This window comes from Mesorhizobium vachelliae (assembly GCF_033977325.1).
GTDB lineage: Bacteria > Pseudomonadota > Alphaproteobacteria > Rhizobiales > Rhizobiaceae > Mesorhizobium > Mesorhizobium vachelliae.
Genome location: NZ_JAVIIR010000009.1, coordinates 100,856 through 115,611, shown reverse-complemented (window position 1 = coordinate 115,611; position 14,756 = coordinate 100,856). Strand labels below are relative to the sequence as shown.

The 14,756-nt window shown below is 63.6% G+C and carries 12 protein-coding genes; 8 read left to right on the top strand and 4 right to left on the bottom strand.

The genetic code is table 11. The features are described 5' to 3' along the window. The first annotated feature begins 144 nt into the window (after positions 1–144). Complete coding sequence (locus RFM41_RS19900; protein ID WP_320250429.1) at positions 145–2,460, top strand: putative bifunctional diguanylate cyclase/phosphodiesterase; 2,316 nt, start codon at positions 145–147, stop codon at positions 2,458–2,460. A gap of 102 nt (positions 2,461–2,562) precedes the next feature. Here RFM41_RS19900 and RFM41_RS19895 read toward each other — a convergent pair whose 3' ends face one another. Beyond that, positions 2,563–2,904 (bottom strand): hypothetical protein, encoded by a 342-nt coding sequence (locus tag RFM41_RS19895; protein ID WP_320250430.1) that lies wholly within the window; start codon positions 2,902–2,904, stop codon positions 2,563–2,565. Between the two features lie 27 nt (positions 2,905–2,931). Here RFM41_RS19895 and RFM41_RS19890 point away from each other — a divergent pair, with 27 nt between their 5' ends. From RFM41_RS19890 to RFM41_RS19865, 6 genes are all read left to right on the top strand, one after another. Further along, positions 2,932–3,873: an N-acyl amino acid synthase FeeM domain-containing protein gene (locus RFM41_RS19890; protein WP_320250608.1), complete on the top strand. Its 942-nt coding sequence runs from the start codon at positions 2,932–2,934 to the stop codon at positions 3,871–3,873. 145 nt (positions 3,874–4,018) lie between these two features. Then, positions 4,019–4,168 (top strand): DUF3096 domain-containing protein, encoded by a 150-nt coding sequence (locus RFM41_RS19885; protein WP_023729728.1) that lies wholly within the window; start codon positions 4,019–4,021, stop codon positions 4,166–4,168. Between the two features lie 148 nt (positions 4,169–4,316). Further along, on the top strand, positions 4,317–4,541 hold the full coding sequence (locus RFM41_RS19880; protein ID WP_201412909.1) for an aa3-type cytochrome c oxidase subunit IV: 225 nt from the start codon (positions 4,317–4,319) through the stop codon (positions 4,539–4,541). Positions 4,542–4,627: 86 nt separating this feature from the next. After that, positions 4,628–5,896, top strand: a complete 1,269-nt coding sequence (locus RFM41_RS19875; RefSeq protein ID WP_320250431.1) for a Re/Si-specific NAD(P)(+) transhydrogenase subunit alpha — start codon at positions 4,628–4,630, stop codon at positions 5,894–5,896. Continuing rightward, positions 5,893–6,315: an NAD(P) transhydrogenase subunit alpha part 2 gene (locus RFM41_RS19870; RefSeq protein ID WP_320250432.1), complete on the top strand. Its 423-nt coding sequence runs from the start codon at positions 5,893–5,895 to the stop codon at positions 6,313–6,315. Before RFM41_RS19875 ends, RFM41_RS19870 begins: the two co-directional genes overlap by 4 nt. 1 nt (position 6,316) lies before the next feature. Beyond that, positions 6,317–7,714 (top strand): NAD(P)(+) transhydrogenase (Re/Si-specific) subunit beta, encoded by a 1,398-nt coding sequence (locus tag RFM41_RS19865; RefSeq protein ID WP_320250433.1) that lies wholly within the window; start codon positions 6,317–6,319, stop codon positions 7,712–7,714. Between the two features lie 75 nt (positions 7,715–7,789). On the opposite strand, the gene gyrB is transcribed toward RFM41_RS19865, so the two are convergent. Further along, the gene (gyrB, locus tag RFM41_RS19860) at positions 7,790–10,261 is read right to left on the bottom strand and encodes a DNA topoisomerase (ATP-hydrolyzing) subunit B (protein WP_320250434.1); all 2,472 of its coding nucleotides are present in this window, start codon (positions 10,259–10,261) and stop codon (positions 7,790–7,792) included. A 448-nt stretch (positions 10,262–10,709) separates the two neighbouring features. On the opposite strand from gyrB, the gene RFM41_RS19855 reads away from it, so the two are divergent. Beyond that, the gene (locus RFM41_RS19855) at positions 10,710–12,080 is read left to right on the top strand and encodes a cytochrome P450 (protein WP_320250435.1); all 1,371 of its coding nucleotides are present in this window, start codon (positions 10,710–10,712) and stop codon (positions 12,078–12,080) included. 172 nt (positions 12,081–12,252) lie between these two features. On the opposite strand, the gene RFM41_RS19850 is transcribed toward RFM41_RS19855, so the two are convergent. Both RFM41_RS19850 and RFM41_RS19845 read right to left on the bottom strand, forming a co-directional pair. After that, positions 12,253–13,236, bottom strand: a complete 984-nt coding sequence (locus RFM41_RS19850) for a complex I NDUFA9 subunit family protein (RefSeq protein WP_320250436.1) — start codon at positions 13,234–13,236, stop codon at positions 12,253–12,255. 379 nt (positions 13,237–13,615) lie between these two features. Further along, entirely contained in the window at positions 13,616–14,617 is a 1,002-nt protein-coding gene (locus RFM41_RS19845) for an Ldh family oxidoreductase (protein ID WP_320250437.1), read from the bottom strand. Between the last annotated feature and the right edge of the window lie 139 nt (positions 14,618–14,756).

Genomic DNA, 14,756 nt, shown 5'->3' with positions numbered 1-14,756 from the left:
GCCGGCGCGTCGATGGCGCGCCAAACTCCTGAATCTCCCGGTCTATCCCGCGTATCGCAACCCCGTGCAACCGTGGCCGAGCGGCGTTCTAAGCCTTTCTTAAGGCGGCTGTGGCATGACAAGGCGTAGTGTTGGGCCAACGGCATGGGTAGAACAAAGACCGAGAACATCCCGGCGGATGTTTATATCCAGTTTGTGCGGTCGTTGTTCGACAACGCCCACATGCTGGTGATCGGCGGCGTTTGCTACTGGATCCTCGGCTTCATGATCTATTGGCGGACGCACAATCCGCTGTTTCTGGCCTTTTCTTTCGGCCTGCTCACCATCAGCCTTTTCCGCTACTTCGGCATCCGCGCCTTCCTGAAGGCAGGCGGCACCATAGCCAATGTCGAAGAGGCCAAGCGGTGGGAGCGCAACTATATCCTCAAGGGCAGCCTGCAGGGCCTGGGCCTGGGTTCGCTGTGCTTCATATCGATCTACGTCTATCCTGATCCCTTCGCCGAGCTGGCCGCGACGTCGCTGACGATCGCGACCTTGGTCACGGTTGTCGGCCGCAACTATGGCTCCCCGCAGATGGTGCGGATTTTCTCCGTGACATTCATCGGTCCGGCGGCGCTCGGGCTGCTGCTGCGCATGGATTTCCCGTCGGTGCTGCTCGGCCTGATGATCATCCCGCTGACCTTCATCACCATCAACAGCGCCGACCACGTCCGCAACGTGCTCTTCTCGGCCGTCATCGGCCACAAGCAGGCCAGGAACCTGACGCGCCGCTTCGATCGCGCGCTCAACACCATGTCGCACGGCCTGGTCATGCTGGGGCCGGACGGGCGCGTCGCTGTGGCCAATGCCGAGGCCGCCCGCCTGATGTCGCTGAAATCGGGCGATGCCTTGCTTGGACGCTCGATCCATGGCCTTTTGATGCGCGGCGTCGCCGGCGGCATGCTGGCGCCGAAAGACTGTCGCTACATCGAGGCGCAGCTGACGCGCGCCTTGCGCGAAGGCCGCGACCGCAAGGTGCTGGTCTCTTTAGCCAACGGCCAACACTATGAATTCTCCGCCCGCGAAGGCAGCCAGGAACTGGGCGTTATCACCTTCGAGGACGTGACGGCCCGCGTCGAGGCGGAGGAAAAGATCCGCTTCATGGCGCGCTACGACAATCTGACCGGCCTGCCCAACCGCGCCTATTTCCATGAACTGGTCGGCGAGGCCATGGCTTCCGGCGACCAGGACCGGCTCTGCGGCCTCGCGGTGCTCGATCTAGACGACTTCAAGAGCGTCAACGACACGCTCGGCCATCCGGTCGGCGACGGGCTGATCTATGCCGTGGCAGAGCGCCTTGCGGCGATTGCCGGGCCGGGCATTACCGTCAGCCGCTTCGGCGGCGACGAGTTCATGGTCTTCTTCGACCGCGTCGAGGACGAAAGCCACCTCAGCACCCTGCTCGACCAGATCTTCGCCGACCTGCAGGGCGAAGTGGACGTCGCCGGTCACGGCTTGCGCATCCAGGCCAGCGGCGGCGCGGTGCTTTCAAAGGTCAAGGATACCGACGCGGACGCCATGATCGTCAAGGCGGACCTGGCCCTCTACAAGGCCAAGGAGCTCGGCAAGAACAGCTGGCGGCTGTTCGAGGCGGCCATGGATGCCGCCTTCCGCAATCGCCAGCTCATGAAAGCCGACCTGCGCAATGCGGTGCAGGCCAAGGATTTGCGCGTGGTCTATCAGCCGATCGTGGCCGTCAGCACCATGCGCATCGCCAGTTGCGAGGCGCTCTGCCGTTGGGACCATCCCGATCTCGGCCCGATCTCGCCCAGCGTCTTCATTCCGCTCGCCGAGGAGATGGGCATCGTTTCCGACATCAGCACTTTCGTACTGGAAGCCGCGTGCGCCGAATGCGCCAAATGGCCGGCCCAGACCAGCGTGTCGGTGAACCTGTCGGCCAAGGATTTCCGCAGCCGCGATATCGTCCAGAAGGTCAGGGACGCCTTGACCAAGTCGGGTCTGGCGGCGCACCGGCTCGAAATCGAGGTCACCGAGACCGCCTTGCTCGACGACAAATCGCTGACGCGCGAGTCGATCGAGGAACTGAAGGCGCTCGGCGTGCGCATTGCGCTTGACGATTTCGGCACCGGCTATTCCAGCCTGAGCTATCTCCACAAGCTGCCGCTCGACAAGATCAAGATCGACCGCTCCTTCCTGGTGGATGTCAACCAGAACCGGCAGTCGCTCGATCTGCTGAAGGGCATTGTCGGCCTGTCCCGGACGTTGGGCCTTTCCGTCACCATCGAAGGGGTCGAGACCTTCGAGCAGCTGAAGACGCTGGTCCATTTGGTCAAGCCCGACTTCGTGCAGGGCTTCCTCTTCGGCGCCGCGCTCAGCGCGTCGGGCATCGAGACGATGTCGAGCGTCACATGGCCATTTGCCGCGGACCTGCATATCGCCGGCAAACGGACAGCCGGCTAGGAGCAATTCCAGGAAAAGTGGAAACCGGTTTTCCGTCCGGAATTGCGTCAACAAAGGGCAATTCCAGGAAAAGTGGAAACCGGCTTTCCGTCCGGAATTGCGTCACAAGGGCAATTCCAGGAAAAGTGGAAACCGGCTTTCCGTCCGGAATTGCGTCACAAGGGCAATTCCAGGAAAAGTGGAAACCGGTTTTGCGTCCGGAATTGCGTCGAACAAAAGAGCAAATTCCGGGAAAAGCGTGAAGCGGCTTTTCGTTCGGATTTCACTGAAAATAGAGAACAAACCCGAGAAAAGTGGCAGCTGTTTTAGCGGTAACAATTGATTTGAAGTAAAGAGAAATTTCAGGAAAAGTGTGAAGTAGACCTTCTGCCGGAAAAGTATGCGTTGCATGAAAAGATGGTCGACACGGCGCGGTATAGTTCTGGGATAGCCTGTTGCTCCCAAGCTCTGAATCCGGATTTATCTTGATTGGTGCCGTCAGGCTGGATCAGCCAGCCGCCGGCATCGGTGTTTGCTTTTCCCGTGAAAGATCGGCGAAAACGTGCGCTGCCATTAACGTTAACAAGCGGTAAATCAGCAATATCGAATTTTCAGCTTGTGTCTCATTTCAACTCGAATAGCCTAATTGCAGGCGGAATTCGAGGATCGGCAATGGATGCAGCGAGGAAGAGTGCGTCGGCTGGCGCCAGCGCGAGGATGGACTCCGCGCTCAACCGGTCCATGATGCAATTACTGGATCATGTCGAATACCGCCTGATCACCGGCGGCGAAGATCTCGAGGCGATCTACCGGCTCCGCTACAATTCCTATCTGCGCTCAGGTATGTGTGGCCCGATCGCCAGCGGCATGTTCGAGGACCGTTGGGATAATCTGCCCAATTCGTACAGGTTCGGCGTCTATTGCTACGGCGAATTGGTCAGCACGTTGCGCTTTCACTACATTTCCAGCGCGCAGCCATACTCGCCTTCGATCGACGCCTATCCCGAGGTGCTGCTTCCGCGCCTCGCCCGTGGCGAAACCTTCATCGACGGAACCCGCTTCGCAACCGATCCCGATAGCGCGCCGGCGCCTGGAGTGCTGCCGTTCCTGACGCTCAGGATCGCCATGGTCGCGTCTTGTTACTTCGGCCAGGACTCGGTGCTTACGCCGGTCAAGCTCGAGCATTCCGCTTTCTACGCGCGTTTCTTCAATGCCGTGCAGAGGAGCGAGGCCAAGCAATTTCCAGGCGTTCTTGCCTCGATCGCCCTGTTCGAAATTCCGGCCGGCGAAAACATGCGCCTGACGCTCGAGCGGCTGCCGTTCTTCAAGTCGACGCCGATGGAGCAGCGGCTGATGTTCGGCAATCCGGCCATCAACCGGCTGACGCCCCTTTCCATCGTGCCAACGGCGAAATACTTTCGCGCCGCTGCCTGAACTGTAGCCATGAACCTTTCGCCGGCTGCGGCGTTAGCAAGCAATTCCAGGAAAAGTGTGAGCGGTTTTCCGGCCGGAATTGCGTCAAGACAAGCTCCGCGGCACCTCTGACGGGCAATTGCCTGTCAAATGAAAGGACACCGACATGACCATCCACTCGCTCGCGCTGACGCCGCTGATCTCGCTGATCGCCGGCGTGCTGATCCTGGTGATGCCGCGGCTCCTCAACTACATCGTCGCGCTTTACCTGATCGTTGTCGGCCTGCTCGGCCTTTTTCCCCATCTCGCCGGCTGAAATCCCCCTCGCCGCGCGGACGATGGCACGGCGCTCAATTTCAACTTTCGTTTGAGGCTGTTGTCGCAGGCCGTGCGGCAATAGCGCCATTGCTCTTGGTTCGGCTTTTCGCTATGTGCCTCAAAGGCATTTTCGAAGGGGTACTTCCATGGCTGATCACTCGCCGACCGGTCCTGTCGAGCTTGGCGCGCAGATGGACTATGCCGAGCACGACCGTACCTATAAGGCCTTCCTTGGCCTGGCCAAATACGGCTCGCTGGTCTGTGCCGCCATCCTTATCGCTATGGCCTTCGGCTTCTTTGTCGGCGGCTTCTTCTCGGCGACCATCCTGTTCATCCTGATCATGGCCGTCGGCACCCTCATTCTGCGGTAGATTTCCCAAGCCAATTGCACTTGACGTCACCGGACGTCCCGGCCGACGCTTTGCGCAATCAAGGTTCCAGCCGAAAGGATCATCCGGTGGGACAAATCGTGTTCATCCCTCGTGAGGTTGACCCGAACGAGCCGCGCGTCGCGGCCTCGCCGGAGACGGTCAAGCGCCTGGCGGGTCTCGGCTTCGATGTGATCGTCGAGAAGGGCGCCGGCCTCGGCTCCCGCATTCCCGACCAGGATTTCGCCACGGCTGGTGCGGTGATCGGCAAGGCTGCCGACGCGTCAAAGGCCGATGTCGTGCTGAAGGTGCGCCGGCCGTCGGATGCTGAGCTGAAGGGCTACAAGTCGGGCGCCGCCGTCATCGCCATCATGGATCCCTACGGCAACGATGCCGCGGTCGCCGCGATGGCCAAGGCCGGGATCACCGCCTTTTCGATGGAGTTCATGCCGCGCATCACCCGCGCGCAGGTCATGGACGTGCTGTCCTCGCAGGCCAATCTCGCCGGCTACCAGGCGGTGATCGACGCGGCCGCCGAATATGACCGCGCGCTGCCGATGATGATGACCGCGGCGGGCACCGTGCCGGCGGCCAAGACCTTCATCATGGGCGTCGGCGTTGCCGGCCTGCAGGCCATCGCCACCGCGCGACGCCTCGGCGCCGTGGTCACCGCCACCGACGTGCGGCCGGCGGTGAAGGAGCAGGTGCAGTCGCTCGGTGCCAAGTTCTTGGCGGTCGAGGACGAGGAATTCAAGGCAGCCGAGACCGCCGGCGGCTACGCCAAGGAAATGTCGAAGGAATACCAGGCCAAGCAGGCGGCGCTGACTGCCGAGCACATCGCCAAGCAGGACATCGTCATCACCACCGCGCTGATCCCTGGACGGCCGGCGCCGAAGCTGGTGTCGGCGGCCATGGTCGCCTCGATGAAGCCGGGTTCGGTGATTGTCGACCTCGCCGTCGAGCGCGGCGGCAATGTCGAAGGCGCGGTGCCGGGCAAGGTCGTGACCACCGAGAACGGCGTCAAGATCGTCGGCCACCTCAACGTACCGGGCCGTGTCGCGGCCTCGGCCTCGCTGCTCTACGCCAAGAACCTCTACGCCTTCCTCGAGACCATGGTCGACAAGGCGGCGAAGCAGCTTGCCATCAAGCGCGACGACGAGCTGGTCAAGGCAACGATGCTGACCGACGGCGGCAAGGTCGTGCATCCCAATTTTGCCAAGGCAGCCGAAGAGCCGCGCGTTGAGCCGGCGGCGATACCGGCCAAGACCATGGTCGCCGACGCCTCCGGCAAGAAACCGGCGCCGAAAAAGAAAGCTGCAGCCAGGTCGCCCTCGACCAAGCCAGAAGGGACCGCATGATGGATGCCTTGCAGAAAGCCCTCGATCAGCTCGATCAGGCGACCGCTGCCGTTCGCCTTGCCGTGCAGGATCTCGCCAACGCACCCGCCGGCGAGGCGGCCGGCAACGCGGCGCATGCGCTCTCGGGCGGCGCCATCGATCCCTTCGTCTTCCGTTTCGCCATCTTCGTGCTGGCGATCTTCGTCGGCTATTATGTCGTGTGGTCGGTGACGCCGGCGCTGCACACGCCGCTGATGGCCGTCACCAACGCAATCTCTTCCGTGATCGTCGTCGGCGCGCTGCTCGCGGTCGGCATCGCCGCTTCCGGCCTCGCTGCGGGCTTCGGCTTCGTCGCCCTGGTGCTGGTCTCGGTCAACATCTTCGGCGGCTTCCTGGTCACCCAGCGCATGCTCGCCATGTACAAGAAGAAGGAAAAGTGACGTGACCGTCAATCTCGCTTCCTTCCTCTATCTGGTCTCCGGCATCCTGTTCATCCTGGCGCTGCGCGGCCTGTCGCATCCGACCACCAGCCGCCAGGGCAATCTCTATGGCATGATCGGCATGGGCATCGCCATCGCCACCACGCTGGCGCTGGCAACCCCGTCGGCTGGCCGCTTCGGCCTGATCGTGCTCGGCCTCGCCATCGGCGGCGGTATCGGCGCGGTCACAGCGCGCCGCATCGCCATGACCTCGATGCCGCAGCTGGTCGCTGCCTTCCACTCGCTCGTCGGCTTCGCCGCCGTCATGGTCGCCGCTGCTGCCATCTACGCGCCGGAAAGCTTCGGCATCGGCACGGCGGGCGACATCCACGCCCAGGCGCTCGTCGAAATGAGCCTTGGCGTGGCCATCGGCGCCATCACCTTTACCGGCTCGGTCATCGCCTTCCTCAAGCTCGACGGCCGCATGTCCGGCAAGCCGATCATGATCGGCGGCCGTCACCTCATCAACATCGTCCTCGGCGTTGCCCTGGTGGCGCTGATCGTGCTGCTGGTGACCACCGAGTCCAAGCTCGTCTTCTGGCTGATCGTCGCCGCCTCGCTGGTGCTCGGCGTGCTCTTGATCATCCCGATCGGCGGCGCCGACATGCCGGTCGTGGTGTCGATGCTGAATTCCTATTCCGGCTGGGCGGCGGCAGCACTTGGCTTCACGCTCGGCAATCTGGCGCTGATCATCACCGGCGCGCTGGTCGGCTCGTCGGGCGCGATCCTGTCCTACATCATGTGCAAGGGCATGAACCGCTCCTTCATCTCGGTCATCCTCGGCGGCTTCGGCGGCGAGACCGCCGCGGCGGCCAGCGACGGCATCGAGCGCACCGTCAAGCAGGGCTCGGCCGACGACGCGGCCTATCTGATGATGAACGCGCAGAAGGTCATCATCGTGCCCGGCTATGGCATGGCGGTCGCCCAGGCGCAGCACGCGCTGCGCGAGATGGCCGACAAGCTTAAGGCCAACGGTGTCGAGGTGAAATACGCCATCCATCCGGTCGCCGGCCGCATGCCCGGCCACATGAACGTGCTGCTCGCCGAAGCCAACGTGCCGTACGACGAAGTGTTCGAGCTGGAGGACATCAACTCCGAATTCGCGCAGGCCGACGTCGCCTATGTCATCGGCGCCAACGACGTAACCAACCCGTCTGCGCGCGACGACAAATCCTCGCCGATCTACGGCATGCCGATCCTCGACGTCGACAAGGCCCGCACCTGCCTGTTCGTCAAGCGCTCGCTCGGCTCCGGCTATGCCGGCATCGACAACACGCTGTTCTACAAGGACGGCACCATGATGCTGCTCGGCGACGCCAAGAAGATGACCGAGGAAATCGTCAAGGCCATGGATCACTGATTGGCCGCAACTTCTGCAACAAAAAAGCCCGGCTTGCCGGGCTTTTTTGTTGCAGAAGTTGTCGGCAGGTCCTGCTCAAATATCCAGATTGGCCACCGACAGCGCATTGTCCTGGATGAACTCGCGCCGTGGTTCGACTTCGTCGCCCATCAGCCGCGAGAACAGCGAGTCCGCGTCCGTCGCGTCGTTGACCTTGACCTGCAGCAGCGAGCGCACATTCGGGTCCAGCGTGGTTTCCCAGAGCTGCTCGGCATTCATCTCGCCGAGACCCTTGTAGCGCTGCATGGTAAGGCCCTTGCGGCCGGAAGCGAACACCGCGTTGAGCAGCGCCAGCGGTCCCGAAAGCAGCTCCGAGGTCTCTTTCCGACGCAAGCTCGGCTGCTCGCCATAGACCTCCGAAAGCCGCGGCGCGTAGCGGTCGAGCTGGCGCGCATCGGCTGAATTGATCAATCCGGCATCGAGCTGCACCACATCCTTCACGCCGCGCACGGTGCGCTCGAACACATAGCCGCCCGAGCCGTCATTGGAGGTCGAAAGCCCTCCGGTCCAGCCGCGCTCGGTCTCCTCGGCGATCATGTCCAGCCGCGTGGCGACGCGCTCGGCCATGACATTGGCGCGGCCGAGATCGGCAAGCACGTCGGCGTTGAGCGCGCCGGCGATTGCCGCCTGCTCGACGACGCTGCGGTTGTAGCGCGTATGCAGCCCGTTGATCAGCTGGCGCACAGCCAGCGCGTCGTCGACGGAAGCGCGCAGGTCCTGCCCGGTGCGGACCTCGCCGGAGGGCAGCACCAGCGATGCCTCGTCCAGCCCGGACTCGATCAGATATTCCTCATAGGCGCTCTCGTCCTTGAGATACTGCGAGCTCTTGCCCCGCGTCACTTTGTAGAGCGGCGGCTGGGCGATGTAGAGATGGCCGCGTTCGATCAGCTCCGGCATTTGCCGGAAGAAGAAGGTGAGCAGCAGCGTGCGGATGTGGGCGCCGTCGACGTCGGCGTCCGTCATCAGGATGATCTTGTGATAGCGCAGCTTGTCGGCGTTGAACTCGTCCTTGCCGATCGAGGTGCCGAGCGCGGTGATCAGCGTGCCGATCATGTCGGAGGAGAGCATGCGGTCGAAGCGGGCGCGCTCGACATTGAGGATCTTGCCGCGCAGCGGCAGGATTGCCTGGTTCTGGCGCGAGCGGCCGCCCTTGGCCGAGCCGCCGGCCGAGTCACCCTCGACGATGAAGATCTCCGACTTTGCCGGATCGCGTTCCTGGCAGTCGGCGAGCTTGCCGGGCAGCGAGGTGACGCCGAGCGTGCTCTTGCGCGTGATGTCACGCGCCTTGCGCGCGGCTTCGCGGGCCGCGGCCGCCTGGATCACTTTCTCGACCACGACCCTGCCTTCGCTCGGATGCTCTTCCAGCCAGGTGCCGAGCGCCTCGTTGACCAGGCTTTCCACCACCGGGCGGACCTCGGACGAGACGAGCTTGTCCTTGGTCTGCGAGGAGAATTTCGGGTCCGGCACCTTGACCGAGAGAACCGCGGTCAGGCCTTCGCGGCAGTCGTCGCCGGTCAGCGAGACCTTCTCCTTCTTCGTCTGGCCGGAGGATTCGCCATAGCCGGTGATCTGCCTGGTCAGCGCCGCGCGGAAGCCCGCAAGATGCGTGCCGCCGTCGCGCTGCGGGATGTTGTTGGTGAAGGCCAGCACATTCTCGTGATAGCTGTCGTTCCACCACATCGCCACCTCGACGGTGATGCCGTCGCGCTCGGCGCGGATGGAAATCGGCGTCTCGATCAGCGGCTTCTTCACCCGGTCGAGATATTTGACGAACTCTTCCAGGCCGCCGTCATAATGCAGCTCATGGCGAACCAGGTCGGCATGGCGCGCATCGGTGAGCACGATGCGCACGCCGGAATTGAGAAAAGCAAGCTCGCGCAGGCGATGCTCCAGCGTGCCGAAATCGAATTCGATCATGCTGAAGGTTTCGGCCGACGGGAAGAAAGAGATTTCGCTGCCGCTGCGGCCTTCATAAGTGCCGGGCTGCTTGTCCTGCGTGTAGCTGCCGGTCACCTTCAACGGCGCGTCGGCATTGCCATGCGTGAAGCTCATCTCGAAGATTTCGCCGTTGCGGCGGATCTTGAGCTTGAGCCAGGCGGAAAGCGCGTTGACCACGGAGACGCCGACGCCGTGCAGGCCGCCGGAAACCTTGTAGGAGTTCTGGTCGAATTTGCCGCCGGCATGCAGCTGCGTCATGATGACTTCGGCCGCCGAGACGCCCTCCGAGGGGTGGATATCGGTCGGAATGCCGCGGCCATTGTCGATGACGGTCACCGAACCATCGGGGTTGAGCGTCACCGAGACGAGGTCGGCATGGCCCGCCAGCGCCTCGTCGATGGCGTTGTCCACCACCTCATAGACCATGTGATGCAGGCCTGAGCCGTCATCGGTGTCGCCGATATACATGCCCGGACGCTTGCGCACGGCATCCAACCCCTTCAAAACCTTGATGGAATCGGCGCCGTACTCGGCTTCCACGCCAATGGCGCTTTCAGTCTGGTCGCTCATGAATACCTGTCTGATTGATGTCGATGGTCCGGCGCGGAAAAATGGCCGCGAATCGCGCCGTTTTGATGTCCTAGATATAGGCGCAAATGGTTGCTTTTCCAAGGTTTGCGGCCATTTTGCCGGCTTGGCGAGCGGTCTTTCCACGCCTCGCGCGAATATGGCCGGCGGCGTTCCCGGGGCAAGGGCCTGTGGAGGCGCGAAAGCCGTGCCGAAGCGCGGCTTCATCACATTGTGGGAATGCGCCTATCCGGCGGCGCGCAGCGTCTTCAGCGCTTCGCTCCAGCGGCAGGCTCCTTGCTTGGCGGCATCCATTGGTGACTACGCAGGCAACAAACAGCGGTTGGCCGATGCCGGTCACATTCCGGCGAGGGGCGGCGTCCGCCGCACGGTCACATGGACGCCGGCCTTGCCGGGCACTACATTCGGCACCGACAGCGGAGCATGCTTCATGGACACCAAGCCCGCCCCCTTCGTGCCGCCGGCGCCGAAGCCGCGCACCCAGCCGCCTTCGACGCTGGAGATGATGCGCATCGTCTACCGCAATCCGCTCGAATTGTGGGGTGAGCATACCTACAACGAGCCCTGGATCTCGGTGACCGGCATCGGCGGGCCGCTGGTGATCGCCAACGATCCTGGCCTGATCCGCCATGTGCTGATCGACAACGCCAGGAACTACAAGATGGCCACGGTGCGCCAGTTGATCCTGCGCCCGATCCTGCGCGACGGGCTGCTGACCGCCGAGGGCGAGGTCTGGAAGCGTTCCCGCAAGGCGATGGCGCCGGTGTTCACGCCGCGCCACATCTTCGGTTTCGCCGCGCCGATGCTGAAGCGCACGCTGGACTTCGTCACCCGTTATGAGGCCGGCGGCGAGACCGATGTCGCCCACGACATGACGCTGCTCACCTATGACATCCTGGCCGAGACGCTGTTTTCCGGCGAGATCGCCGGCGAGCCGGGCAGCTTCGCCAAGGAGATCGACCGCCTGTTCGAGACCATGGGCCGCGTAGATCCGCTCGACCTGTTGCGCGCGCCGGAATGGCTGCCGCGCCTCACCCGCATCCGCGGCCGCAAGACCATGGCCTATTTCCGCAACATCGTCGCCGGCACGGTGAGGATGCGCGAGGAGCGGATGAAGCGCGATCCGGGTGGCGTGCCGCAGGATTTCCTCACGCTTCTGCTGCGCGCCGAGGGGCCGGACGGGCTGACCCGCGCCGAAGTCGAGGACAACATCATCACCTTCATCGGCGCCGGCCACGAGACGACGGCGCGGGCGCTTGGCTGGACGATCTATTGCCTGGCAGAGGCGCCCTGGGAACGCGACAAGGTCGAGCAGGAGATCGACGCCGTGCTGGCGCGCGAGCCAGATCCGACCAAGTGGCTGGACGCCATGCCGCTCACCCGCGCCGCTTTCGAGGAGGCGCTCAGGCTCTATCCGCCGGCCCCCTCGATCAACCGCGAGCCGATCGAGCCGGAGACCTGGAACGGCCTCTATATCCCGAAATATGCCGCTGTGCTGGTGATGCCCTGGGTCGTACATCGCCATAGAAAACTCTGGGACAGGCCGGACGCCTTCCTGCCCGAGCGTTTCCATCCGGAAAACCGCGACCGGATCGACCGCTTCCAATACCTGCCATTCGGCGCCGGCCCGCGCGTCTGCATCGGCGCCAGCTTCGCCATGCAGGAGATGATCATCGCGCTGGCGATCCTGTTGTCGCGCTTCCGCTTCGATGTGACGTCCGAGACCCGGCCGTGGCCGGTGCAGAAGCTCACCACGCAGCCGCAGGGCGGCCTGCCGATGCAGGTCTCCCGGCGGGTGTAATCAATGCATGTCGCCCAGAAGTGTGCAGCGGTTCTGGGATAACGACATGCATCAAAACTTAAAGCATGTCTCCCGAAAGTGGGAACCGGTTTCGGGATAAAGACATGCGTAAAATCAAAAACCTAAAGCGCATGGAGCGAATCTGAAAGATCGCGACGCGCTTTAGAGTCTTCTAACGGTCGGCGATCGGCCGGCGCTGCTGGAACTGGCCGGCGGCGCGGAAGCGCCAGAGATAGCTGGGCAGGATGGTGGCGATCGCCTGCGGCTGGATGCCGAGGCCGGCAAGCGTCCTGGCGGCCTTGACAGCTTCGTCGGAAACCACGTTGTGCTCGCGCAGCTGCAGCACCTGGTCCTTGGTCAGGAGCGGATTGGGCAGCAGCTGGAGGATCGACGCCTGGATGTTCGCTACCCACCACGGCACCGGCACCAGCATCCGCCGGCGGTCGATGACCGCGAGCAGCTCTTCCATGCATTCCTTGAAGGTCAGCACCTGCGGGCCGCCGAGCTCGTAGATCTGGCCGCCCTTGACCTTGCCGTCGACCGAGCGCGCGATCGCTTCGGCGACGTCGCCGACATAGACCGGCTGCAGCTTGTTCTGGCCGCCGCCGATGAGCGGCAGCACGGGCGACAGGCGCGCCATGCCGGCGAAGCGGTTGAAGAAGCTGTCCTCCGGTCCGAAATTGATCGACGGCCGGAAGATGACGGCATCCTGAATCGTCTCTAGCACCGCCTTTTCGCCCAGCGCCTTGGTGCGGGCGTAGTTGGACGGCGAATTGAGGTCGGCGCCAAGCGCCGAGATCTGGGTGAGGCCGGCGCCGACGGAGCGTGCGGCCTCGGCGACGGCGCGCGAGCCGAAATCGTGCACGGCGCCGAATTTCTGACGGCCGGTCTCATGCAGGATGGCGACCAGGTTGACGACATGGTCGGCGCCCTGCACGGCGCGGTCCACCGACCAGCGCACGCGCACATTGGCCTGCACCGGCTGGATCTGGCCGACATTGCCGAGCGGCTGCACATGGCCGGCAAGGTCGGGCCGCCGGCAGGCAACCCGGATGCGATAGCCGCGCTTGGCCAGCGCCCGCACGACATGGCGACCGACGAAGCCCGAGCCGCCGAAGACGACGACGAGCTTGGGGGTCTGCAGGATTTCGGTCATGATTGGCTCCGCGCGAGTGCTTGGCTGAAGCCGTTTCTTAATCCGTTTCTCGCCAAAGGCAAAGAGCGACCGGAGGTCGCCGCCGCCTTGTTTTTTGACTTGCCCGGAATGCCGCTCCCCCGCGTTTGGAGAAAACAGAAAACCCCGCCGAAGCGGGGTTTTCCGGGCGGTATCCACGCCGAAGCAGGGTCCGACGAGGCGGCCTGACCTGAGACGGTATCAAGGTGGCGTGAAGTAAGCACGCCCGCCCCCGCCCTGAACGCCCGGCGCGGCGCCGCCAACCGCGAGCCGGACGAAGCCAACCAAGGCGGCTCGCGGCGTGGGGTGCCGCGGATGTGTCGCGTCAGGTCGGGGGAAGGTTCAAGCAGCGTGGGAAAAATCAGGCCGAATAACGCTCGGCGAATTCCGAGATGCGCTGCACGACCGCCCTGGACGTGGTGATGCCGCGCGCCTTTGCCTTCTCCGCGGCCTCGGCGCGGGAGCGTCCAGGAATATGCACGCCGTAGCGTCGCCGCAGCCGGTCCAGCTGGTCCTTCATGCGCTGCTCGAAATCCGGGTCGAGCAGTTTTGGCTCGATGGCGAGAACGAAAAGGCCCGTACCGGGGCTGTCCGGCCCGCCGGTGAACCAAGGCGCGTCGAGCGACCAGTTGGCGCCGGAAATGCCTGCGGCCAGCACCTCGACCATAAGTGCGATGTTGGCGCCGCGCTGGCCGCCAAAGGCAAGCATCGCCCCCTTCATCGCCGCCGCCGGGTCGGTGGTGGGATTGCCGCTGGCATCCAGCGCCCAGCCCTCGGGGATCTTCTTGCCGTCCTCGGCCGCCTTGCGGATGTTGACGAAGGCGGTAGCGCTCGACGATTGGTCGATGACCAGCGGCGGTCCGTCGGCGGCGGGCGAGGCAAAGGACATCGGATTGGTGCAATAGACCGGCTTGACCGAGCCTGACCCAGCCAGCACCGCCGGCCCGTTGGTGGCCGCGAAGGAAACCAGGCCCTGTTCGGCCAGCCGGCCAGTGAAATAACCGAGCGCGCCGCATGTATAGGCGTTCTTCTGCGAGAAGATCGAGACGCCGAACAGTTTTGCCGCCTTGACCAGATCATCGATCGTACGATCGAAGCCGGTATGAGCAAGCCCGCCGCGTGCATCCGAAAGATAGACGGCGAGCGCCGGCCGGGTGATCGCCGGATCGGCATTGCCGTCGATGCGGCCGGCTTCGAACGCCTCCAGATAGTCGATGAAATGCGACAGCCCGACCGTTGCGAGGCCCTCGGCTTCCGCGGCGATGATCGAGGCGGTCAGCGACTGCGCCGCCTCCTCATTGGCGCCGGCGCCGAGCGCCGCCATCCGGCATAGGCCTGTTGCCTGGTCGAGAGTGAGTTGCATCGTGGTCGTCCTGGGAATGTGGCGGTTGATTGCTCTTCGAGTACCAGCAATTGAAGCGGCGTTTGTGTTGAAAATCGTCCGCCGTTGCAACAAAAGCGGCTGCGTGCTGGCCGCTGTTGCCTACCGCAAGCCTGTGTGC

Bases quoted from the DNA above. Each gene is read 5' to 3' on its own strand.
- gyrB (WP_320250434.1), bottom strand. From the start codon at position 10,261: ATGAGCGACCAGACTGAAAGCGCCATTGGCGTGGAAGCCGAGTACGGC.
- RFM41_RS19855 (WP_320250435.1), top strand. From the start codon at position 10,710: ATGGACACCAAGCCCGCCCCCTTCGTGCCGCCGGCGCCGAAGCCGCGC.
- RFM41_RS19900 (WP_320250429.1), top strand. From the start codon at position 145: ATGGGTAGAACAAAGACCGAGAACATCCCGGCGGATGTTTATATCCAG.
- RFM41_RS19845 (WP_320250437.1), bottom strand. From the start codon at position 14,617: ATGCAACTCACTCTCGACCAGGCAACAGGCCTATGCCGGATGGCGGCG.
- RFM41_RS19850 (WP_320250436.1), bottom strand. From the start codon at position 13,236: ATGACCGAAATCCTGCAGACCCCCAAGCTCGTCGTCGTCTTCGGCGGC.
- RFM41_RS19885 (WP_023729728.1), top strand. From the start codon at position 4,019: ATGACCATCCACTCGCTCGCGCTGACGCCGCTGATCTCGCTGATCGCC.
- RFM41_RS19880 (WP_201412909.1), top strand. From the start codon at position 4,317: ATGGCTGATCACTCGCCGACCGGTCCTGTCGAGCTTGGCGCGCAGATG.
- RFM41_RS19870 (WP_320250432.1), top strand. From the start codon at position 5,893: ATGATGGATGCCTTGCAGAAAGCCCTCGATCAGCTCGATCAGGCGACC.